Source organism: Pseudomonas sp. GNP013 (assembly GCF_054343995.1).
The window spans coordinates 111,173-136,594 of sequence record NZ_JBTGUT010000001.1; the positions used below are offsets into that span (position 1 = coordinate 111,173).

Consider the following 25,422-nt stretch of genomic DNA (forward strand, 5'->3'; position numbering starts at 1 on the left):
GTCGCGGATTATAACGACGGTTTCTTCACTGTGCCATCCGTAAAATTCTCAATCTTCGTACGAAGAAACGCCTCGGCAAAAAGCCCCGGCGGTAATGGCAGGCTCACGATGTAACCCTGCATCTGTTCACACCCTTCCGCCGCCAGGAAATCCTGCTGCGCCGCATTCTCCACTCCCTCGGCGATGATGGTGAATTGCATGCTGTGGCCCAGGGCGATGATGGCGCGGACGATGGCGGCGTCGTGGGGGTCGTCGGGGAGGCCGCGGACGAAGGACTGGTCGATTTTCAGGAAGTCCAGGGGCAGGCGTTTGAGGTAGCTGAGGGAGGAGTAGCCGGTGCCGAAGTCGTCAATTGCCAGTTGCACGCCGAGGTGTTTGAGCTGGTGCAGCACTTTCAGGGCTTCTTCGGCCTGGCTCATGATGAAGTTTTCGGTGATCTCCAGTTGCAGGCAGCCGGGGTCGAGGTGGTAGTCGTGCAGCAGTTGTTCGATGCGCGCCAGCAGGTTGGGGCTGCGCAGTTGCGCGCCGGCGAGGTTGACCGAGAGCGGGCCGAATGTGTCGAAGGTGCCCTGCCAGGCGTGCAGTTGCTGGCAGGCTTGTTCCAGCACCCAGTCGCCGATCTGCAGGATGGTGCCGTTTTCTTCGGCCAGGGCGATGAAGTGTTCGGGCGGCACGTCGCCAAAAGTGGGGTGGTGCCAGCGGATCAGGGCTTCGGCGCCGATCAGTTCCTGGCTCGTCAGGCTTAGCTTGGGTTGGTAATACAGGCTCAGTTCGTCACGTTCGATGGCGCGGCGCAGTTCGTGCTCCAGTGCCACGCGTTCGCTGGCCTGGGTCGTCAGGTCACTGGTGTAGCTTTCGACCCGGTTGCGGCCCTTGGCTTTGGAGCGGTACATGGCGGCATCGGCATTCTTGACCAGGGTGGCGACGTCGGTGCCGTCCTCGGGGTACAGGCTGGTGCCGATGCTGGCGCTGATGAAGAACTCGTGTTCGCCCGCCTGGAACGGCTGCGTGAAGCAGGCGAGCAGCTTGTTGGCCAGGTAGTCGGCGTCGCTGGCGTTTTGCAGGCCGGGCAGCAGGATGATGAATTCATCGCCGCCCAGGCGCGCAACGGTGTCGATGTCGCGCAGTTGTTCTTTGAGGCGCACGGCGATGCCTTTGAGCAGCAGGTCGCCGATGGGGTGGCCGAGGCTGTCATTGATGTGCTTGAAACGGTCCAGGTCGAGGAATAGAACGGCGCCTTGTTGGCCGGTTTCCTGGTGACCATCGAGAGCGGCCTGCAGCCGGCTTTCAAACAGGGTGCGGTTGGGCAGGCCGGTGAGCGGGTCGTGGTGCGCCTGGTAATCGAGGCGGGCCTGGGCAAGTTTGAGGCTGGAGATATCGGCGAACACGGCAACGAAGTGGGTGATCACGTCGTCGCGATTACGCACGGCGTTGATGGTCAGCCAGCTGGGGTACACCTCGCCATCCTTGCGACGGTTGGCGATCTCGCCTTGCCAATGCCCATGGGCGGCCAACTGGTGCCACATCGCAGCGAAGAACGCGCTGTCGTGCTGGCCGGAGGCGAGCAGACGCGGGGTTTGGCCCAAGGCTTCAGCCTCGCTGTAGCCGGTGATTTCGCTGAACGCGCGGTTGACTGCGCTGATGTTCTGCGAGGTGTCGGTGATCAACACGCCTTCGGCGGTGCTTTCGAACACGGTCGCGGCCTGTTGCAGTTTCTCCTGCATCAACTGACGTTCGGTGATGTCGCGGGCGATGGTCAATATGCAGGCTTCATCACCGATGGGCAGGGGCCGGCTGGACACTTCGCAAAGCCGGATCTCCCCGTCGCTGCGCCGTATGTGGCAAATGAAGTCACGCACGAAGCCGTTGCGTCGTATCAGATCCAGCATGTGTTTGCGTTCGTTGAGGTCGACCCAGATGCCCAGCTCCATGGCTGAGTGTTCCAGAGACGTGGCGGAGGTGTAGCCGGTGAGACGGCTGAAGCCTTCGTTAACCTCAATCAACAGGCCGTCCCGCTGGCGACTCAGCAACAAGCCGTCGGGCGAGGCATGGAAGGCTTTGGCGAACTTCTCTTCGGAGGTTTGCAGCTGTTGCTGGGTTTCCTTGAGCTGGGTGATATCGCGCACCACGACGACGATGGCTTCCGTGGTATCGAGCAGGAACGGTTCGGCGGAAATCAGCCCGATGAACGCCTGGCCATTGCTGCGCCGGAAGGGCAGTTCCAGGTTGCGGATACTGGTGGTCTGGACGCGCTTCAGCAACTCCGAGCCGATGCCGGGAATGCCCCAGATATCCAGCTCGGTACCGGCCTTGCCGATTACCTGCTCGGCACTCAGGCCAATCTGGTCTTCGAAGGCTTTGTTCACCTCGAGCAGGCAGCCGTCGGAAAGGCGCGCGATCACCAGGATGTCCGGGCATTGCTGGAACACCGAGGCGAATTTCTGTTCGGAACGCTGCAGGGCTTCTTCCGTGCGCTTGGCTTCGCTGATATCGATCATCAACCCGCGCAGCACGGGTTCGTGCCCGTGTTCGATCAGGCTCACGATGTCACGCACCCACAGGCAGCGGCCGTCGGCGGTGATAACTCGATAATCAATGCTGTGGTCACGGTTGGCGCGCGTTTCACGGTTGCAATAGGCTTCGGCGCGGGTCAGGTCGGCGGGGTGAATGATATTGCGCCAGAAGCCCGGGATCAGCCAATGGGCACGGGGGTAGCCGAGTAAATCCTCAGCGTGGGGCGACACGTAGCTGTAGGTGAAATCGGTAACGCTGGCTTCCCAGGCAATGGCGGAAAGGCTCTCCACCAGGCCACGGTAGTGGTATTCGCTGCTGCGCAGTTCCTGTTCGAGGGCGACGCGGCGGGAAATTTCCGAACTGAGCCGGCGATTGATCTGAATCACGATGGCCAATACGGTGATCAGCAGCAATACGGCGGGTAGGCCGTAGGTCAACAGGTCTTTCCAGAAAGTGCGGTGATCGTTGATGCCGCCTACCCAGCGTTGCTGGATGGCTTCGGTTTCGCCGGGGGTGAGGTCGGCGAGCACCTTGTCGAGGATGCCCACCAGGACCTTGTTGTCGCGCGGCACACCCATTGCCAGTTGATAGCGATAGGGCGTTTCGCCACTGACGTACAGGCCTTCCAGCTTGAGTTGGCGCAGGCTCCAGACGCTGGAAGCCAGGTCTCCGACTACCGCATCCACCTCGTCGGTGGCCAGCGCCTGCAAGGTCGAGCTGACATTGGGCATGGCGACCAGATTGAGGTCGGGATGGTGGCTGCGCAGCAGCTCATGGGGCGCATAGTTTTCCACCACGGCAATCTTCAGCCCGTACAGGTCCTGAAGGTTGCGCGGTTTGGCGCCACCCTCATGGGCCAGGATGACGATGGGGAAGTCCAGGTAAGGCCGCGTGAACGCAATGAAGCTTTGACGCTCAGGGGTGGACATGACGGCAGGCAGCAGGTCGAGCTGATTGTCTTTCGTCAGATCGAGAACCGCCCTCCAACTTCCAGGCTCGATCAGTTTGACCCTGACGCCCAGGCGATCCTGTATCAGGCGAATATAATCGGCCGCAAGGCCCTGGTAACGGTCATTTTCATCACGGTATTCAAACGGTGGCCATAAAGGGTCCACACCGAGTTTCAGCTCCTGATGGTCCGACAGCCAGCCACGCTCTTCATCAGTAAGCGTCAACGCGCCAGCCGTTGCGGTCCAGGTCAGCAGCGACAGCAGTATCACGGTCGGCAGTCTGGGCATAACGGTCTCGTTATGGCACGGGGAATATTTCGAGTGTAGACGGGCAATGCGGGGGGAGGGAGAGGCGAGGCAGTTAATCTGTAGAAAGACATGTACAGAAAGCAAAACCCCCGGCCTGGGCCGGGGGTTCTGGTATCACTCGTCGAGGAAGGAGCGCAGATGCTCGCTTCGCGTCGGGTGGCGCAACTTGCGCAGCGCCTTGGCTTCGATCTGACGGATCCGCTCACGGGTCACGTCAAATTGCTTACCGACTTCCTCAAGGGTGTGGTCGGTATTCATGTCGATGCCGAAACGCATGCGCAGTACCTTGGCTTCACGGGCAGTGAGGCCGGAGAGTACGTCGCGGGTTGCTTCCTTGAGGCTCTCAACGGTGGCGACATCGATTGGCGACTGCATGGTCGAGTCTTCGATGAAGTCACCCAGATGGGAGTCTTCGTCATCACCGATCGGGGTTTCCATGGAGATCGGCTCTTTGGCGATCTTCAATACCTTGCGGATTTTATCCTCAGGCATTTCCATGCGTTCGCCCAGCTCTTCCGGGGTCGGTTCACGACCCATTTCCTGCAACATCTGCCGGGAAATGCGGTTGAGCTTGTTGATCGTCTCGATCATGTGCACCGGAATACGGATGGTGCGTGCCTGGTCAGCGATCGAGCGAGTGATCGCCTGACGGATCCACCAGGTGGCATAGGTCGAGAACTTGTAACCGCGACGGTATTCGAACTTGTCCACAGCCTTCATCAAGCCGATGTTGCCTTCCTGGATCAGATCGAGGAATTGCAGGCCACGGTTGGTGTACTTCTTGGCGATGGAGATCACCAGACGCAAGTTGGCTTCAACCATTTCTTTCTTCGCGCGGCGGGCCTTGGCCTCACCGATCGACATGCGACGGTTGATGTCCTTGATCTCGGCAATCGTCAGGCCGGTCTCGGTCTCAAGCGCGGTCAACTTCTGTTGGCAGCGGATGATATCGGGCTGCAGACGACCGATGGCTTCGGCGTATTTCGCCTTGCCCTTGGCCAGCGCGTCGGTCCAGCTTTCGTCAACTTCATGGCCTGGGAACTGGCGCAGAAAGTCGGTACGCGGCATGCGTGCATCACGCACACACAGCTGCATGATTGCGCGCTCTTGTGCACGCAGACGCTCGAGGGCACTGCGAACACGCTCAACCAGGCCTTCGAATTGCTTCGGTACCAGTTTGATCGGCATGAACAGCTCAGCCAGGGCCAACAGCTCGGCAATTGCCTGCTTGTTGGAACGACCATGCTTCTTCAGGGCCTTGCGTGTGATTTCCATTTGATCGGAAACCGCACCGAAACGCTGTGCAGCGATAACCGGATCCGGGCCGCTTTCGACTTCGTCTTCGTCGTCGCTGCTGCCTTCAGTCTCTTCGTCGTCGGTCTCGTCGTCCGCTTTCGGGGCTTTCGGATCGACCGGTGGCGGTACTTCGGCGGCAGGCGGCGCAATGCCATCGTCCGGGTCGATATAACCGCTCAGGACGTCGGACAGGCGGCCACCTTCGGTGGTGACGCGAGTGTACTCGGAGAGAATGTGGTCAACCGTGCCAGGGAAGTGCGCGATTGCGCCCATCACTTCACGGATACCCTCTTCAATGCGCTTGGCGATTTCGATTTCGCCTTCACGCGTCAGCAACTCGACGGTGCCCATTTCACGCATATACATGCGCACAGGGTCAGTCGTGCGACCGATGTCGGTCTCCACCGCAGCCAGCGCGGCAGCGGCTTCTTCAGCGGCTGCCTCGTCGGTGTCGGCGTCGGCCAACATAAGGGCGTCCGCATCCGGAGCACTCTCGTGTACGGGGATCCCCATGTCATTGATCATGCGGATGATGTCTTCCACCTGCTCAGGATCTGAAATATCCTCAGGCAGGTGGTCGTTGACCTCTGCGTAAGTCAGATACTTCTGCTCACGACCAAGGGTGATCAACTCTTTGATACGAGACTGCTGTTGCGCTTTTCCGGACATAACACCCTATCCACTGAAGGTCTTGGCGGGCAAAAAACAAGCCGAGGATTATACCCGAGCTATGACCTCACACGCCAGCTGAGGTCGGGTTTGATGCTGAAACATTCTGTTTTAATAGGTCGCGCATCTGTTTTGCTATCTGAATTTGCTCTTCAGCCGACAATCCTGGCTGCCTTGCTCTCTTGATAAGCTCATCGAGGGTCTGCGTGTGCTGACCCGCAGATAACCTAGTAATGGTGTCTAAAAACTGTTGTTCAAGGTTATCGCCGTCAATTAGCCACTCCTTTTCTGCGAGTGCTTTCAACAAACGGCCCTGTTCGGTGCCATGCCAACGAGCCATCAACTGGATGGAGTTTAGCTTAGGATTTTTCTGCACGGCTTCGATCAGGGCAATCAGCACCTGAGCGTAGGTATTGCTCTCATTGGCAAAATGCTCGGCACTTTCAACCCTGCCCGCCAGTTCCGGGTGGTGGATGAGCGTGCGCAGGGCAATCAGCGTGGGTGCTTCGACGGCGACCGGTGTTCGCGGGGCATAAGCCTCGTCGCGATCACCGCGCTTGAAATTCTTGCTCCAGGGTTTCTTTTCCCACTTCTTGCCGCCGGCACCGGGTTTCTTTGGCGTCCAGTCCTGCTGCGGCGCATAGGCGTCCTGCGGCGGGTGAAAGTCGGCGTAGTCCGGCATGGCATCGTAGTCCATGCCCGGATCATAGGTCGGTGGTGCGGTCTGCGGCGCGCTGTGCACCAGCTGGCTGACGGCCTCGCCGCTCAACCCGGTAATTTCCAGCAGACGCTGGCGCATCAGGGTGCGCAGGTTGGCGCCGGGCACCTTGTCGATCAGTGGTGCGGCGAGGGTGGCCATGTGGGCCTTGCCCTCAAGGGAGCGCGGGTCGGCTTCCTCGGTCAGTTGCTGGAAGAAATAATCCGCCAGCGGCTGTGCATGCTGGTTGATGCGCGCACGGAATGCATCGGTGCCTTCGGCGCGTACCAAAGTGTCCGGGTCTTCGCCTTCGGGCAGGAACAGAAAGCGCGCGCGGCGCCCGTCCTGCAGGCTCGACAACGTAGCTTCGAGGGCGCGCCAGGCGGCGTTGCGACCGGCCTGGTCGCCATCGAAACAGAACAGCACGCTGGGTACCACGCGAAACAGCCGCTTGAGGTGTTCTTCGCTGGTGGCGGTGCCGAGGGTCGCCACGGCGTTGCGCAAACCTTGCTGGGCCAGGGCGATCACGTCCATATAGCCTTCAACCACGATGATCTCATCAAGGTTGCGATTGTTCTTGCGCGCTTCATACAGGCCATAGAGTTCCTGGCCCTTGTGGAACACCGGGGTTTCCGGTGAGTTCAGGTACTTGGGCTTGTCGTCGCCCAGCACGCGCCCACCAAAGGCGATGATACGACCACGGCTGTCGCGGATCGGGAACATCACGCGGTCGCGGAAACGGTCGTAGCGCTTGCCGGTCTCGGCGTTTTCCACCAGCAGGCCGGCATCGATCATGGCTTTTTGCTGGAGCGTGTCGCTGCTCAGGTGCTTGTACAGGTTGTCCCAGCCGGGCGGCGCGAAGCCCAGGCCGAAGTCACGGGCGATTTCGCCGGTGAGGCCGCGGCCCTTGAGGTAGTCGACGGCGGCCTTGCGTTGCGGATGGCTCTTGAGCGCCTGACGATAAAAGTCGGCGGCAGCGGTCAGCAGCGGGTACAGCGGCGAATCGGTGGGCTGGCGCGGTTTGTGCGGGCGGCCACTCTCTTCGCGGGGGACTTCCATGCCGGCGGCTTTAGCCAGGTCCTCGATCGCCTGGGGGAAGTCCAGGTTGTCGTGGTCCATGAGGAAGCCGAGGGCATTGCCGCCTGCGCCGCAGCCGAAGCAATAGTAGAACTGCTTATCGGGGCTGACGCTGAACGACGGGGTCTTTTCCTTGTGGAACGGGCAGCAGGCGGTGTAGTTCTTGCCGGCTTTTTTCAATTGCACGCGTGAGCTGACAACATCGACGATGTCGGTGCGGTTCAGAAGGTCGTCAATAAAGCTCTGGGGAATCAGCCCGGCCATGGCGTTCTCGTCATCACTGCGTGTCAATCGGGGTCCATGAAGTGTTCAAGCGCAGCTATCGAGTGCTCGACCAGCTTGCGTCTGCATGGATTGTCAGGAAGTGTATCTGCCGAACATTCTCTGACGTTAGGTTTCTATCAGGAGTCGGCATGGAAATGTTGCCCCGGTATCCGGTCTTGGCCTGCGGGCGGCCTCGGAACTCGTCATGGGCACAGCCGACACGGTTGATCGTCTGTTTGAAGAATAAGTGTGCTCGTCAGTAGCCTTGTTAGGCTCGTCAGAAGAGACGCGCACCGCTGGCAAAAGAGCCAGTCCTGACGTGTGAAGCGGTTGTATCGGTCGCGTGTGCGGCGTCAACAGTGAAGCATCAAGCGATATCCGCAAATGCCAACAGCCCGGCTGAGGGCCGGGCTTGGCAGAAGCTTGCTACGAACGTCTGTGTATTAGTACAGACGAACGGCGCGGCGCTGTTCGCGCTGAACTTTCTTGGCGTGACGCTTAACAGCGGCTGCTGCCTTGCGCTTACGCTCAGAAGTTGGCTTCTCATAAAATTCGCGGCTACGAACTTCAGCCAGAACACCGGCTTTTTCGCAGGAGCGCTTGAAACGACGCAGAGCTACGTCGAAGGGTTCGTTCTCTTTTACTTTGACGGCTGGCATCCAGAGCTACCTTCTTTCATTACCGGGATTCAACGTTCTCGTCGCAAAAAATTCGCGGCTGAGGTCGTCGGTTTTTAAGGGTTGCGGATGTTAACCTCTCATTGCCCGGAATGCAAAGCCTCTGATCGAAAACCGCTAGGCGGGAGGGGGAGTGGCGACTATTATGCGCGCCTTCGAATTCAGCCTCTACAAGGCGCAAACCCATGCTAGTACTGGGACTTGAAACCTCCTGCGATGAAACCGGTGTCGCACTTTACGACAGTGAACGCGGGCTTTTGGCCGATGCACTGTTCAGTCAGATCGACTTGCACCGTGCCTATGGCGGCGTGGTGCCGGAGCTCGCCAGCCGCGATCACGTCAAGCGCATGCTGCCGTTGATCCGGCAGGTGTTGGACGAGGCCGGCTGTGTGCCGACCGAGATCGATGCCATCGCCTACACCGCCGGTCCCGGATTGGTTGGAGCCCTTCTGGTTGGGGCCTCTTGCGCGCAGGCGCTGGCATTTGCCTGGGGCATTCCGGCCCTCGGTGTGCACCACATGGAAGGCCATTTACTGGCGCCCATGCTGGAAAAAACACCACCGCAGTTCCCGTTCGTCGCTTTGTTGGTGTCGGGCGGCCATACGCAACTGGTTCAGGTCGATGGAATCGGTCAATACACCCTGTTGGGCGAGTCCCTGGACGATGCCGCCGGTGAGGCGTTCGACAAGACCGCGAAGATGATGGGCCTCAATTATCCTGGCGGCCCGGAAATCGCGCGTCTCGCCGAAAAGGGCGTGGCCGGTCGCTACACCTTCCCGCGTCCGATGTGTGATCGCCCGGGGCTGATGTTCAGCTTCAGCGGTTTGAAAACCTCGGCACTCAACACCTGGCAGCAAAGCGTCAGCGCCGGGGACGACAGTGAGCAAGCCCGTTGCGACATCGCTCTGGCGTTCCAGCAGGCCGTGGTGGAAACTTTGACCATCAAGTGCAAACGCGCGCTCAAGCAGGCGGGCATGCAGCGCCTGGTGATCGCTGGCGGCGTCAGCGCCAACAAGGCCTTGCGTACCTCGCTGGAAAAAATGCTCGGTGACATGAAGGGCGATGTGTTCTACGCACGCCCCGAGTTCTGCACCGACAATGGCGCGATGATCGCCTACGCCGGCTGCCAGCGCCTGCAGGCCGGGCAGCATGAAAGCCTGGCGATCAGCGTGCAGGCGCGCTGGCCGATGGAGCAGTTGTCACCGTTGTAAGGCTTGCGCATGAACCGGGTTCACCGGGCGTATTTAAAAATGCCGTTCGCGCCCGGCAAACAGGTCGCGTAGATTGCCGCGGTGGCGCCAGACGATCAGCAGCGTCAGCACGCTCATCGGCAACAGCGCTGCCGGCGCCTGCCAGGCCAGCAACGGCAGGGTGAGCGGCGTGGCGATCAGCGCGGCCAGGGAGCTGGTGCGGGTCAGGTAGAACGTCAGCAGCCAGGCCGTCATGGCCAGCAAAGCCGCGGGTGGGTAGATCCCCAGCAGCATGCCGGCCGCCGTGGCGACGCCTTTGCCGCCGCGAAAGCGAAAGTATATGGGAAACAGGTGGCCCAGGACGGCGCATACGCCCACCCAGGCCTGCTGTTGCAGGGCCAGGCCGGCGAGGCTGGCAATCAGCACGGGCACCAGGCCCTTGCAGACGTCACCCAGCAGGGTCAATACGGCAAGTTTCTTGCCGGCCAGACGCAACATGTTGGTGGCGCCGGCATTGCCTGAGCCACTCATTCGCGGATCGGGATTTCCCGTCAGGCGGCTGAGCACAATGGCGAAGGACAGCGAGCCGAGCAGGTAGGCGAAAATCGCCAGTGACCAAAACATGCTAACTATTCCGGGCGAGGACGCCCTGATTCTAACGGGGCATCGCGCCCTTGTCGTGCTGCGGAGAAGAGTGCTTGGACAGAGTGTTTATCGAAGGCCTGGAAGTCGACACGGTGATCGGCGCCTACGACTGGGAGCGCGGCATCAAGCAATGCCTGCGCCTGGACCTGAGTTTCGCCTGGGACAATCGCCCGGCCGCGGCCGGTGACGACCTGACCCTGGCGCTGGATTACGCCAGCGTGTCCGCACGTATCCAGGCCTTTGCCGACGAGTCCCGGTACCAGCTGGTGGAAACCTTCGCCGAGCGCCTGGCGCAGGTGCTGATGAGTGAGTTCCAGATTCCCTGGTTGCACCTCAAGTTGACCAAGCCAGGTGCCGTGCCGGCTGCCAGGGGCGTGGGCGTGGAGATCGAGCGCGGATGTCGCTGACTCAGGTTTACCTCGGCCTTGGCAGCAATATCGAGCGCGAGTTGCGTTTGTGCGCCGGGCTGGATGCATTGGCGAGCTTTCTGACGCAGATGCGTTGCTCGGCGGTATTCGAAAGCCAGCCGGTTGGCATCAAGAGCGGGCCTTTTTTCAACTTGGTGGTGTCGGCATATACCGACCTGCCGCTGAAGGAACTGGACCGCAGGCTGAAACTCATCGAGGCCGAAAACGGCCGCTATGCACCCGGCCGCAAAGGCTTGCCGCTGGACATCGACGTATTGCTGTACGGCGAGCTGGTGGGGGATTTCGACGGTTTGATCCTGCCGCGCGCAGAGATCCTGACCAACGCTTTCGTTCTGTGGCCGCTGTCGATGATGGCACCGGAACGCGTGCATCCACTGGCCCGCAGGACCATGGCCGAGCTGTGGCGTGATGCACAGATCGACCAGGTGCTGGCGCCGGTCGGGTTCGAATGGCAGGGCCAGCCACTCACGCCCGCAACCCTCCTGCAGGCGTGAGGCTCAGGTCTGCAGTGATTTGTAGGCCTGCAGTGCTTTGAGCCGTTCGCGCTTCAATGCCTCGCCCAATTGCGGGCCTTTGAAGCCTTTCTCCAGCAGCGGCGCCACTGGCACCTCGCGCGCCGCCTTCGCTGCGCCGCGTAAATAATCTGCTTGTGGATAACTTCTCTGCTCCAGTCCCTTGCGGCCACGCGCATCCATTTCGCAGCTCACCACAAACTCTTCAAAGCGTTGCGGCCGACGATACACATCAAAACTTTGCAGCAACTCCAACAACGTCGAGGCTTTCAGCTCCAGCGCACGGTGGCCGTGGGTATGATATTGACCCACCAGCAGTGCCAGCTCCTGGCAATCCTTCGGCACCTTGAAGCGTTCGTTCACTGCCTTGATCAGCTTCAAACCCCGTTGTTCATGGGCAATGTGCTGCGGCAACTTATCCCCAGGCGTGGTGCCCTTGCCCAAGTCGTGCAGCAGGCAGGACCAGCGCACTGTCAGCGGTTGATGATGCACGGCGGCTTGTTCCAGCACGCTCAATGTGTGCACACCGGTATCGATTTCCGGATGATGGGCTTGGGGTTGCGGCACGCCGAACAGGGCGTCCACTTCCGGCATCAGGGTTTTCAGCGCGTCGCAGTCGCGCAGCACCTGGATAAATACCTGGGGCTGATTCTCCATCAGTGCGCGGGAGATTTCTTTCCAACTGCGCTCGGGTGTCAGCGCTTCCAGTTCGCCGGACTCGCTGAGTTGGCGCATCAGTTCCAGGGTCTGCGGCGCGACGGTAAAACCCAGGGACGCATACCGTGCGGCAAAGCGCGCCACGCGCAGCACACGTAACGGATCTTCGGCAAACGCGGGGGAAACGTGGCGAAGAATACGGGCTTGCAGGTCGCGCTGGCCGTGATACGGATCGATCACATTACCGTCGTCGTCCTCCGCCATGGCGTTGATCGTCAGGTCGCGACGGATCAGGTCTTCTTCCAGCGTCACTTCGGGGCTGGCGTGAAACACAAAACCGCCATAGCCCCGGCCACTTTTGCGTTCAGTGCGGGCCAGCGCGTACTCGTCGCCGTTCTTAGGGTCAAGGAATACCGGGAAGTCTGCGCCTACCGGCTTGTAGCCTTTGGCGAGCATTTCTTCGGCGCTCGCGCCAACCACTACGCGGTCGACATCGGTAACCTTGATGCCCAGCAAGCGGTCGCGTACGGCGCCGCCGACTGTGTAGATTTTCATGAAAAAGCCTCCATTAGCGCCACAGGATACCGCCTGTGCCTGACCAATGGAGGCTTTGCCGTTTCAGAGATGAACTACTGCCAAATCCAGACGGCCATAGTCGCCATCACCGTGATCGCTGCGCGGTGGCACGTGATGGGTTTTCATCACTTGATCGCCCTGCAGGGTTTCCAGGTGAATGTCGAAGCCCCACAGCCGGTGCAGGTGCTTGAGGACTTCTTCGGTGGACTCGCCCAAGGGTTTGCGGTCGTGCTGCTGGTGACGCAGGGTCAGCGAGCGATCACCGCGCACATCGATGCTGTAGATTTGCACGTTGGGCTCGCGATTGCCCAGGTTGTATTGCGCCGCCAGGGTTTCGCGGATGGTGCGGTAGCCCGGTTCATCGTGGATGGCCGGCACCACCAGATCGTCCTTGAGGTCGTCATCCATGATGCTGAACAGCTTGAGATCGCGGATCACCTGAGGCGACAGGTACTGCAGGATAAAGCTCTCGTCCTTGAAGCTGCTCATGGCGAACTTGATGGTCGACAGCCAGTCGCTGCCGGCTATTTCCGGGAACCAGCGGCGATCCTCCTCAGTGGGGTGCTCGCACATGCGCCGTATATCGCGGTACATCGCGAAGCCCAGGGCGTAAGGGTTGATGCCGCTGTAATAAGGGCTGTCGAAGCCGGGCTGGAACACTACGCTGGTGTGGGAGGTGAGGAACTCCATCATGAAGCCGTCCGTGACCAGGCCTTCGTCGTACAGGTCGTTCATCAGGGTGTAGTGCCAGAAGGTTGCCCAGCCTTCATTCATCACCTGAGTCTGGCGCTGTGGATAAAAATACTGGGCGATCTTGCGCACAATGCGCACGATTTCGCGCTGCCAGGGCTCAAGCAGTGGCGCGTGTTTTTCCAGAAAATAGAGGATGTTTTCCTGAGGTTCGGCGGGGAAGCGCGCATTATCCTTGTCGTTGTTTTTGCCGGCCTTTTTCGGAATGGTGCGCCACAGGTCGTTAATCTGCTTCTGCAGATGCTCCTCGCGCTCAGCCTGGCGCAGGCGTTCTTCTTCGGCAGAAATCGGGTACGGGCGTTTGTAGCGGTCGACCCCGTAGTTCATCAATGCATGGCAGGAGTCGAGCAGGTCTTCCACCGCATCGATGCCGTGGCGCTCCTCGCACTGCATGATGTACTGCTTGGCGAACACCAGGTAATCGATAATCGAACTGGCATCCGTCCAGGTGCGGAACAGGTAGTTGCCCTTGAAGAAGCTGTTATGTCCATAGCACGCATGGGCGACCACCAGCGCCTGCATGCAGATGGTGTTTTCTTCCATCAGGTAGGCGATGCATGGGTCGGAGTTGATCACGATCTCGTAGGCCAGGCCCATCTGGCCACGGGTGTAGGATTTCTCGGTGCTGAGGAAGTGTTTGCCGTAGGACCAATGGTGGTAACCCAGCGGCATGCCTACCGAGGCGTAGGCATCCATCATCTGTTCGGCGGTGATCACTTCGATCTGGTTGGGGTAAGTGTCCAGCGCATAACCCGCCGCAATGCGGCTGATTTCCCGGTCATAGGCCTGGATCAGTTCAAAGGTCCACTCGGACCCGGTGGAAAGGGGTTGGCGTCTAGTCTCTTTTTTGGCGGTCATGTCACTAACCTGCGCTGGAAGAGTTCACGGAAGACCGGGTAAATATCGCCGGCCGAGACCAGTTGCTGCTGGGCAAATGTGTCGGCAAAGGCTTCGCCGATGCGCTCATATTCGAACCACAGGGCCTGGTGCTCACGGGGGGTAATTTCGACGTAGGTGTAGTACTGCACGAACGGCATGATCTGGTTGATCAGAATATCGCGGCAGATCGGCGAGTCATCGTTCCAGTTGTCACCGTCGGAAGCCTGGGCCGCGTAGATATTCCACTCATTGGCCGGATAGCGCTCGGCCATGATCTCCTGCATCAACTTCAACGCGCTGGACACGATGGTGCCGCCGGTTTCCCGCGAGTAAAAGAACTCTTCCTCGTCCACTTCCCGGGCGCTGGTGTGATGGCGGATGAACACCACGTCGATCTTGTCGTAGTTCCGCTTCAGGAACAGGTACAGCAGGATAAAGAAGCGCTTGGCAATGTCCTTGGTGGCCTGGGTCATGGAGCCGGACACGTCCATCAGGCAGAACATCACGGCCTTTGAGCTGGGGTTGGGCTGCTTGACCAGCAGGTTGTATTTCAAGTCGAAGGTATCGAGAAACGGCACACGATGAATACGCGCGCTGAGTTTTTCGATTTCCGCCTCGATCTGCTGGATATCGCCGAAATTGTCCGGTTCTTCGCGTTTGAGCCGCGCCAGTTCTTCCTTGGCTTCCCTCAGTTTGGCGCGGCTGCTGCCGGACAGCGCAATGCGCCGCGCGTGGGCTGAACGCAGGGTGCGGATGATATTGATGCGCGACGGATTGCCTTCGTTGCTGATCCCCGCGCGCACGGTCTTGAAGGTGTCGGTGCCGGTGAGGTTGCGCTTGACCAGATTGGGCAGCTCCAGATCCTCGAACATGAACTCGAGGAATTCTTCCTGGGTAATCTGGAACACGAACTCGTCCATGCCTTCGCCGGAGTTGCCGGCCTTGCCCGCACCCTTGCCGCCACCGCCACCCTGGGGTCGCTGGATATGTTCGCCGGTGGTGAACTCCTTGTTGCCCGGGTGCACGACCGTCTGTTTGCCGCCGCGTCCGTGGTGCAGCACCGGCTCGTCGATATCCCGCCCGGGAATGCTGATCTGCTCGCCATGCTCCATATCGGTGATGGAGCGGCGGCTGACCGCTTCTTCCACGGCCTTTTTGATGTGGTCACGGTAACGCCGCAGGAAACGCTGCCGGTTTACCGTGCTCTTGTTCTTGCCATTGAGGCGTCGGTCGATCACATAGCTCATGGGGCCCCTCCGGGGAGCTTCAAGTCGTAAGCTGCAAGCTGCAAGTTGGAACGGCGTGCGCTGTTCTCTTGCAGCTTGCAGCTAGAAGCTTGCAGCTACTGCTCTCACTGCGATTTCCGGACCCGTAGGTACCATTCCGACAGCAGTCGTACCTGTTTGTCGGTATAGCCTCGCTCGACCATGCGTGTGACGAAGTCGTTGTGTTTTTGCTGATCCTCCTTGCTGGCCTTGGCGTTGAAGCTGATGACCGGCAACAGGTCCTCGGTGTTCGAGAACATTTTCTTCTCGATGACCACGCGCAGCTTCTCGTAGCTGAGCCAAGTGGGGTTCTTGCCGTTGTTGTTGGCGCGGGCGCGCAGTACGAAGTTGACGATTTCGTTGCGGAAATCCTTCGGATTGCTGATGCCGGCCGGTTTTTCGATTTTTTCCAGTTCCTCGTTGAGGGCCACGCGGTTGAGGATTTCGCCGGTTTCCGGGTCGCGGTATTCCTGATCCTGGATCCAGAAGTCGGCGTACAGCACGTAGCGGTCGAAGATGTTCTGGCCGTACTCGCTGTAGGATTCGAGATACGCGGTCTGGATTTCCTTGCCGATGAATTCGATATAGCGCGGCGCCAGGTATTCCTTGAGGAAGCGCAGGTAACGTTCGCGGGTTTCGGCCTGGAATTGCTCCTGTTCAATCTGCTGCTCCAGCACATACAGCAAGTGCACCGGGTTGGCGGCGATTTCGTGCGGGTCGAAGTTGAAGACCTTGGACAGGATCTTGAACGCGAAGCGCGTCGACAGCCCGTTCATGCCCTCGTCCACGCCCGCGGTGTCGCGGTATTCCTGGATCGACTTGGCCTTGGGGTCGGTGTCCTTGAGATTTTCGCCGTCGTATACGCGCATCTTCGAATAGATATTCGAGTTTTCCGGCTCCTTGAGGCGTGACAGCACGGTGAACTGCGCGAGCATCTTCAGGGTGTCAGGCGCGCAATGAGCCTTGGCCAGGGAGCTGTTGAACAGCAGCTTGTCGTAGATCTTGATCTCGTCGCTGACGCGCAGGCAGTACGGCACTTTGACGATGTAGATCCGGTCGATGAAGGCTTCGTTGTTCTTGTTATTGCGGAAGGTGTGCCATTCCGATTCGTTGGAGTGGGCCAGCAGGATCCCGGTGAACGGAATCGCCCCCAGGCCTTCGGTACTGTTGTAGTTGCCTTCCTGGGTGGCGGTGAGCAGTGGGTGCAGCACCTTGATCGGCGCCTTGAACATCTCCACGAACTCCATCAGGCCCTGGTTGGCCCGGCACAGTGCGCCCGAGTAGCTGTAGGCATCGGCGTCATTCTGCGGAAATTCTTCGAGTTTGCGGATATCGACCTTGCCCACCAGCGCCGAAATATCCTGGTTGTTTTCGTCGCCGGGCTCGGTCTTGGCCACCCCGATCTGGTTGAGGATCGAAGGGTAGAGCTTGACCACGCGGAACTGGCTGATATCACCACCGAACTCGGCCAGGCGCTTGGTGGCCCAGGGCGACATGATGGTGTTGAGGTAGCGCCGAGGGATGCCGAAGTCTTCTTCGAGGATCGCGCCATCTTCCGTGGCGTTGAACAACCCCAGGGGCGACTCGAATACTGGCGAGCCCTTGATGGCATAGAAGGGGACCTTCTCGATCAGCTGTTTGAGCTTCTCGGCGAGGGAGGATTTACCGCCACCCACCGGGCCGAGCAGGTAAAGAATCTGTTTCTTCTCTTCCAGGCCTTGGGCGGCGTGGCGGAAGTAGGAGACGATCTGGTCAATGCATTCTTCCATTCCGTGGAAGTCTTCAAAGGCCGGATAGCGACGGATCACCTTGTTGGAGAATATTCGCGACAGGCGCGAATTGTTCGCGGTCTCCACCAGCTCCGGCTCGCCGATCGCCAATAGCAGGCGCTCGGCGGCCGACGCGTAGGTGCTGCGGTCCTGTTTGCACAGCTCCAGATACTCTTGAAGCGTGAGTTCTTCCTGCTGTGTGGACGCAAAGCGCTGTTGGAAGTGGCTAAAGATACTCATGACGTCGTCACCTCGCTCGATACGTGGAGCCGACGCCGGATCAATCAGTCGATGCTGGCAACCATTGGCAGACACCAATGGCTGTTTCCCCCCAGAACACCCTGAAACGCTACCGATGACCCGTGCGCCGGTGTACCGGCTCTCCCCTGATTTGGATGGCCTGCGCTTAAGGATAGTTCGGAATCGTGGAGGTCAAGGCGTGATGCGTAATTAGTTTGCCCGCGCCGTTCGTCAGAAACGGCGCAAGCCCAAGCATCACGCGGGGTGGCGGGGTGTGAAAAAAATTATTGCGGATCGCCCGAGGAAATTTCTGCGGGATAGGTCGCACGCCACAGCTCAAAGCCGCCGTCCAGGCTATAGACGTCGGAGAAGCCCTGGCTGACCAGGTAAGCGGCGGCGCTCTGGCTGGAGTTGCCGTGGTAGCAGGCCACGATCAGCGGCACGTCGAGATCGGCGGCGCGGATGAAGTCTTGAATATTGACGTTGTCCAGATGCCGGGCGCCGCTGATGTGAGCAGCGGCGTACGTGGGCTGGTCACGAATATCGACCACCACGGCGCCTTGCTCGCGCAGGGCCTGGGCTTGTGCGGGGGGGATACGTTTGAATTCGCTCATGGCGGGCTCCTAGGGCTGGGCGGCCGTTTGTGGTGGGAGAGGGGATTGGCACTGGCAACGGAGGCGCTCGCCGGTATCGATGTTCATCAGGGTCATGGCGCCGCCCCACACGCAGCCGGTGTCGAGGGCGAATACGCCGGGCTCATCGCAGTTGCCTTCGAGGGCGGCCCAGTGACCAAAGATGATCTTCGTGTCGCGGGTCTTGCGCTCCTTGTGGGCGAACCAGGGCTTGTAGCCAGGCGGCGCGCTGTCAGCGCCCTCCTTGGTCTTGAGGTCCAGTTTGCCGTCGACCGTGCAGAAGCGCATACGCGTAAAGTAGTTGGTGATCACCCGCAGGCGTGCCACGCCGGTGAGGTCATTGTCCCATTTGACCGGCTCATTGCCGTACATGCCGTCGAGGTAGGCGGTGTAGAGGTTATCGTCGGCCAGGGCAATTTCGACTTCGGCGGCGCACTTGAGGGCTTTCTTCAGCGTCCACTGCGGCGCAATGCCCGCATGCACCAGCGCCATGTTGCGCGCTTCGTCGTAATGCATGATTTTTTGCCGGCGCACCCATTCCAGCAGTTCGGCGCGGTCCGGCGCTTCGAGGATTTCGCGCAGGGTGTCGCCCTTTTTCAGGCGCTCGATGTTACGGCCGGCCGCCAGCAGGTGCAGGTCATGGTTGCCCAATACGCACACCAGCGAATCACGCAGGCCATAGAGATAGCGCAGGGTTTCCAGTGACTGCGGGCCGCGGTTGACCAGGTCGCCGACCAGCCACAGGCGATCTTGCGCCGGGTCGAAGGCCACGCGCTCCAGCAGGCGCTTGAGGGGATCCAGGCAGCCCTGCAGGTCGCCGACCGCGTACGTCGCCATCAGTGCAGGGCCCCGGGCACGGCGAGGCGGAACGGCTTGATAATGGCGTCGAACAGTTGGCCGTCGGTGGCTTTCATCTGATACGAGCCTTGCATGGTGCCGACCCTTGAGGTCATCACCGTGCCGCTGCTGTAGGTGTGGCTGGCGCCGCTGTCGATCAATGGCTGCTGGCCGACCACGCCTGCACCGCGTACTTCCTCGACCTGGCCGTCGCCGTCGGTAATCACCCAGTGGCGCGACAGCAGCTTGGCCGGCACCAGGCCGTTGTTCTTCACTGTGACGGTGTAGGCAAAGGCGAAGCGGTTGTGCTCGGGTTGGGATTGGTCCGCCAGAAAGCGGGTGACGACGCTGACGTCGATCTGGTAACGAGGATCGGACATGCAAGAGGCCTTAAAAGCAAAAGCGGAAGACAGCAGATGCGGGTCAGTCTAGGCCAAGAGATGGGCACTAGGCCAGACATGCTGTCCGGGAGGCTTTGAGCAACTGTTGGCATCACTGGATTCAATTGTGGGGGGGGCTTGCTCCCGAAAGCGGCGGATCAGTCAACGCATGCATCGACTGACACTCTGCAATCGGGAGCAAGCCCCTCCCACATTTGGATTGTGTCGAGGCTTGAGCCTTATTCCACTGCTGGCGCAGGCTGGATCGCCAACTGGTCGGCCAGCCGCACGAAGGCGGCGAGGTCCAGCTGTTCAGGGCGCAGGCTGCCGTCGACGCCGGCGGCTTCGATTTCGGCATTGCTCAGCAGTGCCTTGAGCGTGTTGCGCAAGGTTTTGCGGCGTTGGTTGAACGCTTCACGCACTACGCGCTCCAGCAGTTTGTGATCCTTGGCTGGATGCGGCAGCACGGCGTGGGGCACCAGGCGCACGATGGCCGAGTCGACCTTCGGCGGCGGGTTGAACGCGCCGGGGCCGACGTTGAACAGGTGCTCAACGCGACAATGGTACTGAACCATGATCGATAGCCGGCCCCAATCACCGCCGCCAGGGCCGGCGGCCAGACGCTCGACCACTTCCTTTTGCAGCATGAAGTGCATGTCGCGGATGATCGAGGCGTTGTTGAGCAGGTGAAAGATCAGCGGTGTGGAGATGTTGTAGGGCAGGTTGCCCACTACTCGCAAGCTGTTGGGCGCGGCATTGAGGCTGTTGAAGTCGAACTTCAGCGCGTCGCCCTGGTGCAGGTTGAAGTTGGTCTTGCCGGCGAACTGCTGGTTGAGGATCGGGATCAGGTCCTTGTCCAACTCAACCACGTCGAGCTGGCCGCCGCTGGCCAGCAGGCCTTGGGTCAGCGCGCCCTGGCCCGGGCCGATTTCCAGCAGGCGGTCTTCTGGCTTGGCGTGGATGGAGCGCAGGATGCGGTCGATCACGCCAGCGTCGTGCAGGAAGTTTTGCCCGAAGCGCTTGCGCGCCCGGTGTTGGTAATGCTCGGTCATATACGGGTCTCGGCCATCTGATAGGCGGTTTCCAGGGCCACGTGCAGGCTGCCGGTATCTATTTTGCCGCTGCCCGCGAGGTCCAGGGCGGTGCCATGGTCGACGGAGGTGCGGATGATCGGCAGGCCCAGTGTCACGTTGACAGCGGCGCCGAAGCCTTTGTACTTCAGCACGGGCAGTCCCTGGTCGTGGTACATCGCCAGCACTGCGTCGCAGTGCTCCAGATATTTGGGGGTAAACAGAGTGTCCGCCGGCAGCGGGCCGCGCAGGTCCATGCCTTCTTGGCGCAGACGCTCCAGGGTGGGTTCGATGATGTCGATTTCTTCATGGCCCAGGTGGCCGCCTTCGCCGGCGTGTGGGTTGAGCCCACAGACCAGAATACGGGGCCGGGCAATGCCGAATTTGTGTTGCAGGTCGGCGTGCAGGATGCGCGTCACACGCTCCACTCGCTCGGCGGTGATGGCGTCGGCGACGTCCCGCAGTGGCAGGTGCGTGGTCACCAGGGCGACGCGCAGGCCACGGGTGGCCAGCATCATCACCACTTGTTCGGTATGGGTCAGTTCGGCGAGGAATTCGGTATGCCCGGAAAAGGCAATGCCGGATTCATTGATCACGCCCTTGTGCACCGGGGCGGTGATCATGCCGGCGAAGTCACCGTTGAGGCAGCCAAGGCCTGCGCGGGTGAGGGTTTCGAGTACGAAGGCCGCGTTGGCCTTGTCCAACTGACCAGCAATGACCCTGGCTTGCAAGGGCGTGTCCCACACGTACAGGCTGCCCGCCGGGGCCGGCAGCTCCGGCCAGTTGCCCGGCGCCACGTCCAGCAGCGTGACAGCCACACCCAACTGCGCGGCCCGCTCAAGGAGCAGGTCGCGGCTGGTTATGGCGATCAGGGGATGCGGCTGGGCGTGCGAGGCGAGTAGCAGGCACAGGTCTGGACCAATGCCGGCCGGCTCGCCGGGTGTCACTGCGAAACGCTGTGGTTTCACTGAGTAGCCTGGTCGGTGCCTGTTTGCTCGGCGCCTGGCAGCTTGTTTTCCACGTAGGCTTCGTCACGGATCTGACGCAACCAGGTTTGCAGCTCTTCGTCGTACTTGCGGTTACGCAGCACGGTCAGCGCTTGTTGCTCGCGGGCCTGGTTGGTGTTGTCGGTAGCGCGACGGCCGAGGACTTCCAGTACGTGCCAGCCGTATTGAGTCTTGAACGGCTTGGACAGCACGCCTTGCGGAGTCTTGGCCATCACGTCCTGGAACTCCGGCACCAGCGCACGCGGGTCGATCCAGTTGAGGTCGCCGCCGTTGAGGGCAGAACCCGGGTCTTCCGAGAAGCTCTTGGCCAGGGTGGCGAAGTCTTCACCGCTTTCGATGCGGTCATAGATCTTCTGCGCCAGTTCCTTGGTTTGCGCCTCGGTGCGGATTTCACTTGGCTTGACCAGGATATGACGTACATGCACTTCGTCTTTGAGCGAAGTCTCGCCGCCACGACGTTCCAGCAGCTTCAAGATAATGAAGCCGCCCGGGGTACGGGCCGGCTGAGTAATGCCACCGACTTGCATGGCGCTCAGCTCACGGTCGAACGGAGGTGGCAGTTGCGCGGCTTTACGCCAGCCCATGTCACCGCCCTCAAGGGCATTGTCGCTACCGGATTGGGCAATGGCCATTTGAGCAAAGTCGGCACCGGCTTTCAGGCGATCATAGATAGCCTGGGTTTTCGCGGCGGCGGCGTTGAGCTGCTCGGAGTTGGCGCTGTCCGGGGTCGGGATCAGGATATTGGCCAGGTGCAGTTCTTCGGAAAGCTGCATCTTGCCCAGGTCCGACGCGAGGAAGTTCTTCACCTCCTGCTCGGATACCTGAACCCGCTCGGCCACACGGCGCTGGCGTACACGGCTGATGATCATCTCGCGGCGGATCTGGTCACGGGCGTCTTCATAGGAAAGACCATCGTGGGCCAGGGCGGCGCGGAACTGGTCGATGCTCATGTTGTTGCGCTGAGCAATGGTACCGACGGCCTGGTTCAGTTCTTCGTCCGAGATACGGATGCCGGAACGCTCGCCGATCTGCAGTTGCAGGTTTTCGACGATCAGGCGTTCCAGTACCTGCTGGTCCAGCACGCTGGTCGGCGGTACACCACCGCCACGCTTGGCGATGGTCTGCTGGACTTCCTTGACGCGCTGGTCCAGTTGGCTCTGCATGATCACGTCGTTATCGACGATGGCCACGACCTTATCCAGCTGTTGAACCGCAGCGTGCGCCGATGCGGCACCCAGGAACAGCGCGCCCAGTACGAGCGGGCGCAGAGACTCAGAAAGCTTGATCTTCACGTTGACGATAACCTTCAATGCCTTTGTCGAGGAAGCTCTCTACCTTGGCGCCGGTCAGGCCGCCGAGTCCTTTGAGAACGATTTGGAAGAAGAGACCGTGGTCACCCTTTTCGTTAAGTGGGGCGATCTGGCTGTATTCGTCGTTGGAAACCCAGTAACGGTTGATGACGCGCAGCTTCCAGCAGCAGTTGTCGTACTCGAAACCGCCGAACGCTTCCAGAGTGCGGTTGCGGGCGTAGTCATACTGCCAACGGGTAATCAGGTTCCACTGAGGAATGATCGGCCACATCATCGAGAAGTCGTGTTGCTGGATTTTGTAGTAATCCTTCACGTAGTTCGCAGTGTCTGACGGAACGCTGTAGTCACCACCGAACTGCCATTTGCCGGTCAACTGGTTGTAGACCACTTGGTCGTTACGATAGCGATAGCCAAGGTTGATGATTTTGTTCGGGTTGTCTTCCGGCTGGTAGTGGAACATTGCGCTGCCGGAACGTGGCGAGTGGCTCACCGGGTCCCAGTTATAGTCGGCCGTGGCGCGCCAGTCGCGGTTGAAGCGGAACTCGTAGTCCAGCGCGATCGGCGACACATCGGTCTTGGCGTCGTCACGGTCGGCAGCCAGGATGCCTGGCAGTTGAACCTTGCGATCCTTGAAGTACAGGGCCTGGCCGATGGCCACACGCTGACGTTCAAAGCCGTTTTCTTCGATCCAGCGGCTGGTCACACCCAGGGACAGCTTGTTTTCATCGCCGATCCGGTCATTGCCACTGAAGCGGTTGTCGCGGAACAGCGAGGCGTAGCTGAACGTGTTTTCACTGGTGTCAAAGACCGGGATGTCGCTCTGGTCCTTGTTCGGCACGTAGAGGTAGTAAGCGCGAGGCTCAAGAGTCTGGTTGTATTCTTTGCCGAACCAGTTGGTCTTGCGGTCGAAGAACAGGCCGCTGTCTACGCTGGCGATCGGCACAGCACGGTCTTGAGAACTTTTGAACTCATCGCCCGCTGCAAGCGTGTTCTTGCCGATGGTGTCGAGGTCCAGATCGTACTTGGTATAGACGTACTTAAGCTTTGGCGTAATAAAACCGTAAGTCCAGTTCATCGGGTAGTCGACAGCGGGTGCCACGTTCAGGCGAGTACCGTTTGCACGGGTCAGGCCGGTGACAAAGGTGTCGAGGCGCGCGGATGTAAGGCCGTTTTCATCAGTGAAGGAACCGTTTTGCAGGTCCCGATCAAAACGTACCGCTTCGGTCTCATAAGTAAAGTTCAGCCCGCCCGGATGGTATGGCAGTGCACCGTTGAAGGTGATCTGAGGCAAGCGGTCGTACGGCGTGATTTGCGAGATGGTCGCCAACTGGTACGCCTGGAGATTCAGGCGAGCTGTGTAGTTGTCACCGCGATACGACACAGAGCCCTGCTGATTCAGAGCGTCACGGCTCTCAACGCCTTCTTCAAAGGACTTCAAGTCCTGGAAGTAGTAAGGGTCGCTGATCCGGGTGTAATCCACCTGCGTTGTCACGCGCGAATCCAACCCGCCCTTATGCTGCCAATTGAGCATATAGCGGGTTTTCTCGTAATCGGTCTGCTTGCTGCGCTCGTTGTTGTCGTCGTTCAGGTACGCACCACCGAACTGGCCTTCGCTGGACTTGGTGAGGTAGCGGAATTCGCCTTCCATCAACAGGCCGCGCTTGGTCATGTATTGCGGGTACAACGTGGCGTCGTAGTTCGGCGCCAGGTTGAAGTAGTACGGCGTTACCAGAGTAAAGCCGGTCTCGCTGCCGGTGCTGAAGCTCGGTGGCAGGAAGCCGGATTGACGACGGTCATCGATCGGGAAATAGATGTACGGGGTGTACAGGATCGGGATGTTCTTGACCCGCAACGTCGCGTTGGTGGCCGTACCGAAACCGGTGGCCGGGTTCAACGTGATGTTGTTGCCGCGCAGTTGCCAGGCGTTGCTGTCCGGCTCGCAGGTGGTGTACGTACCGTCCTTGAGACGGATGATCGCGTTTTCGGCACGCTTGGCGTACAGCGCGTTACCGCGGATACGCGACTTGTGCATCACGTACTCGGCGTTGTCGATTTGCGCCGCACCGGTGTCCAACTGGACCTCGGCATGGTCGCCGACGATCAGCGCGCCATTGTCGCGCAGACGCACGTTACCGTTCAGCTCGCCACGGTTCTCGGCCTGGTACAGGCTGGCTTCCTGGGATTCGAGCTGCATGCTGCCCTGGCGCATGACCACGTCACCGGCGAGGGTCGCGACCTGCGACTCCTGCTCGTAACGGGAGGCCTTGGCGCCGATGAAGGTGGGCGCATCGCTCTTGTCCGTCTTGTCGTTCATGCCAGGACGAATCGGCTCGATGTACGCACCGCCGCAGTACGGGCCGGTTTCGGCCAGTTGGGCTGCGGTCAGCTTATTGCGCGGCACCCAGTCCAAGTGGCTGTAGTCGGCGCTGCGCGAACGCAGGCCACGGCCCTTGGATTCGGTGACCAGCGCCGTCTTCGGCTCGGCCTCGGCAGTGCCACTCGCAGCGGCCTGGGCCGTGCTGTTGGCCGAGCTGACGGCAGCGCCGTCATGCACCGGGCGCGGTGGTAATGGGGCGGCGGCGGTTTTCGGCGCGCAATCCCAGGCACCCGAAGCAGAGACTGAGCAGTCATACTGTTCCGCGGCGACCACGAATGAGGTGGCGAAAGGTTGCATGGCCAGCAGACTGCCGGTTACCAGCAACGGAAATTTTCTACGAAACGCGGGGGATTTCAATGCCATCTTATTAGTCCGGGCTTCCTGCGTGCCATCTGCCCGCGGTTTGGGCCGCACGCCTCTCGATGGTCTGAAAAAGATGCGTGAT

Annotated in this window: 19 protein-coding genes; 3 read left to right on the forward strand and 16 right to left on the reverse strand. The window is 60.1% G+C overall.

Going from position 1 to position 25,422, the window contains the following annotated elements:
- Nucleotides 1-8: 8 nt before the first annotated feature.
- From ACXX81_RS00495 to rpsU, 4 genes are all read right to left on the reverse strand, one after another.
- The gene (locus ACXX81_RS00495; protein WP_458571057.1) at nucleotides 9-3,752 is read right to left on the reverse strand and encodes an EAL domain-containing protein; all 3,744 of its coding nucleotides are present in this window, start codon (nucleotides 3,750-3,752) and stop codon (nucleotides 9-11) included.
- A 135-nt stretch (nucleotides 3,753-3,887) separates the two neighbouring features.
- A complete protein-coding gene (gene rpoD, locus ACXX81_RS00500; RefSeq protein WP_209985529.1) occupies nucleotides 3,888-5,738 on the reverse strand; it encodes an RNA polymerase sigma factor RpoD in 1,851 nt (616 codons plus the stop codon).
- 67 nt (nucleotides 5,739-5,805) lie between these two features.
- A complete protein-coding gene (gene dnaG / locus ACXX81_RS00505) occupies nucleotides 5,806-7,776 on the reverse strand; it encodes a DNA primase (RefSeq protein WP_322214613.1) in 1,971 nt (656 codons plus the stop codon).
- 443 nt (nucleotides 7,777-8,219) lie between these two features.
- On the reverse strand, nucleotides 8,220-8,435 hold the full coding sequence (gene rpsU, locus ACXX81_RS00510; RefSeq protein ID WP_002551877.1) for a 30S ribosomal protein S21: 216 nt from the start codon (nucleotides 8,433-8,435) through the stop codon (nucleotides 8,220-8,222).
- A 203-nt stretch (nucleotides 8,436-8,638) separates the two neighbouring features.
- Between rpsU and tsaD the strand changes: the two genes are divergently transcribed.
- Nucleotides 8,639-9,664 carry a tRNA (adenosine(37)-N6)-threonylcarbamoyltransferase complex transferase subunit TsaD gene (tsaD, locus tag ACXX81_RS00515; protein ID WP_231423601.1) on the forward strand — a complete coding sequence of 342 codons (1,026 nt, stop codon included), beginning with the start codon at nucleotides 8,639-8,641 and terminating at the stop codon, nucleotides 9,662-9,664.
- 33 nt (nucleotides 9,665-9,697) lie between these two features.
- Here the strand turns inward: tsaD and plsY are convergent, their stop codons facing one another.
- Nucleotides 9,698-10,267, reverse strand: a complete 570-nt coding sequence (gene plsY, locus ACXX81_RS00520; protein WP_458571058.1) for a glycerol-3-phosphate 1-O-acyltransferase PlsY — start codon at nucleotides 10,265-10,267, stop codon at nucleotides 9,698-9,700.
- 74 nt (nucleotides 10,268-10,341) lie between these two features.
- Between plsY and folB the strand changes: the two genes are divergently transcribed.
- Both folB and folK read left to right on the forward strand, forming a co-directional pair.
- Nucleotides 10,342-10,695 (forward strand): dihydroneopterin aldolase, encoded by a 354-nt coding sequence (folB, locus tag ACXX81_RS00525; RefSeq protein ID WP_209985521.1) that lies wholly within the window; start codon nucleotides 10,342-10,344, stop codon nucleotides 10,693-10,695.
- Nucleotides 10,686-11,210, forward strand: a complete 525-nt coding sequence (folK, locus tag ACXX81_RS00530; protein WP_209985517.1) for a 2-amino-4-hydroxy-6-hydroxymethyldihydropteridine diphosphokinase — start codon at nucleotides 10,686-10,688, stop codon at nucleotides 11,208-11,210. Before folB ends, folK begins: the two co-directional genes overlap by 10 nt.
- A gap of 3 nt (nucleotides 11,211-11,213) precedes the next feature.
- Here folK and ACXX81_RS00535 read toward each other — a convergent pair whose 3' ends face one another.
- From ACXX81_RS00535 to ACXX81_RS00585, 11 genes are all read right to left on the reverse strand, one after another.
- Entirely contained in the window at nucleotides 11,214-12,440 is a 1,227-nt protein-coding gene (locus ACXX81_RS00535) for a multifunctional CCA addition/repair protein (protein ID WP_231423603.1), read from the reverse strand.
- Between the two features lie 63 nt (nucleotides 12,441-12,503).
- Nucleotides 12,504-14,069 carry a SpoVR family protein gene (locus ACXX81_RS00540; RefSeq protein ID WP_209985511.1) on the reverse strand — a complete coding sequence of 522 codons (1,566 nt, stop codon included), beginning with the start codon at nucleotides 14,067-14,069 and terminating at the stop codon, nucleotides 12,504-12,506.
- Nucleotides 14,066-15,337: a YeaH/YhbH family protein gene (locus ACXX81_RS00545; protein ID WP_057006670.1), complete on the reverse strand. Its 1,272-nt coding sequence runs from the start codon at nucleotides 15,335-15,337 to the stop codon at nucleotides 14,066-14,068. Before ACXX81_RS00545 ends, ACXX81_RS00540 begins: the two co-directional genes overlap by 4 nt.
- Nucleotides 15,338-15,441: 104 nt before the next feature.
- Complete coding sequence (locus tag ACXX81_RS00550; RefSeq protein ID WP_003194732.1) at nucleotides 15,442-17,364, reverse strand: PrkA family serine protein kinase; 1,923 nt, start codon at nucleotides 17,362-17,364, stop codon at nucleotides 15,442-15,444.
- A 284-nt stretch (nucleotides 17,365-17,648) separates the two neighbouring features.
- Nucleotides 17,649-17,978, reverse strand: a complete 330-nt coding sequence (glpE, locus tag ACXX81_RS00555) for a thiosulfate sulfurtransferase GlpE (protein ID WP_458571059.1) — start codon at nucleotides 17,976-17,978, stop codon at nucleotides 17,649-17,651.
- 9 nt (nucleotides 17,979-17,987) lie between these two features.
- Nucleotides 17,988-18,833 carry a symmetrical bis(5'-nucleosyl)-tetraphosphatase gene (locus ACXX81_RS00560; protein WP_209985504.1) on the reverse strand — a complete coding sequence of 282 codons (846 nt, stop codon included), beginning with the start codon at nucleotides 18,831-18,833 and terminating at the stop codon, nucleotides 17,988-17,990.
- Complete coding sequence (gene apaG, locus ACXX81_RS00565) at nucleotides 18,833-19,213, reverse strand: Co2+/Mg2+ efflux facilitator ApaG/CorD (RefSeq protein WP_209985501.1); 381 nt, start codon at nucleotides 19,211-19,213, stop codon at nucleotides 18,833-18,835. The genes ACXX81_RS00560 and apaG overlap by 1 nt, the downstream gene beginning before the upstream one ends.
- Before the next feature lie 239 nt (nucleotides 19,214-19,452).
- Nucleotides 19,453-20,265: a 16S rRNA (adenine(1518)-N(6)/adenine(1519)-N(6))-dimethyltransferase RsmA gene (gene rsmA / locus ACXX81_RS00570; protein ID WP_057006674.1), complete on the reverse strand. Its 813-nt coding sequence runs from the start codon at nucleotides 20,263-20,265 to the stop codon at nucleotides 19,453-19,455.
- Nucleotides 20,262-21,251 (reverse strand): 4-hydroxythreonine-4-phosphate dehydrogenase PdxA, encoded by a 990-nt coding sequence (pdxA, locus tag ACXX81_RS00575; RefSeq protein ID WP_209985499.1) that lies wholly within the window; start codon nucleotides 21,249-21,251, stop codon nucleotides 20,262-20,264. Before pdxA ends, rsmA begins: the two co-directional genes overlap by 4 nt.
- The gene (locus ACXX81_RS00580) at nucleotides 21,248-22,582 is read right to left on the reverse strand and encodes a peptidylprolyl isomerase (protein WP_458571060.1); all 1,335 of its coding nucleotides are present in this window, start codon (nucleotides 22,580-22,582) and stop codon (nucleotides 21,248-21,250) included. Before ACXX81_RS00580 ends, pdxA begins: the two co-directional genes overlap by 4 nt.
- Nucleotides 22,563-25,340: an LPS-assembly protein LptD gene (locus ACXX81_RS00585; RefSeq protein ID WP_458571061.1), complete on the reverse strand. Its 2,778-nt coding sequence runs from the start codon at nucleotides 25,338-25,340 to the stop codon at nucleotides 22,563-22,565. The genes ACXX81_RS00580 and ACXX81_RS00585 overlap by 20 nt, the downstream gene beginning before the upstream one ends.
- Nucleotides 25,341-25,422 lie beyond the last annotated feature (82 nt).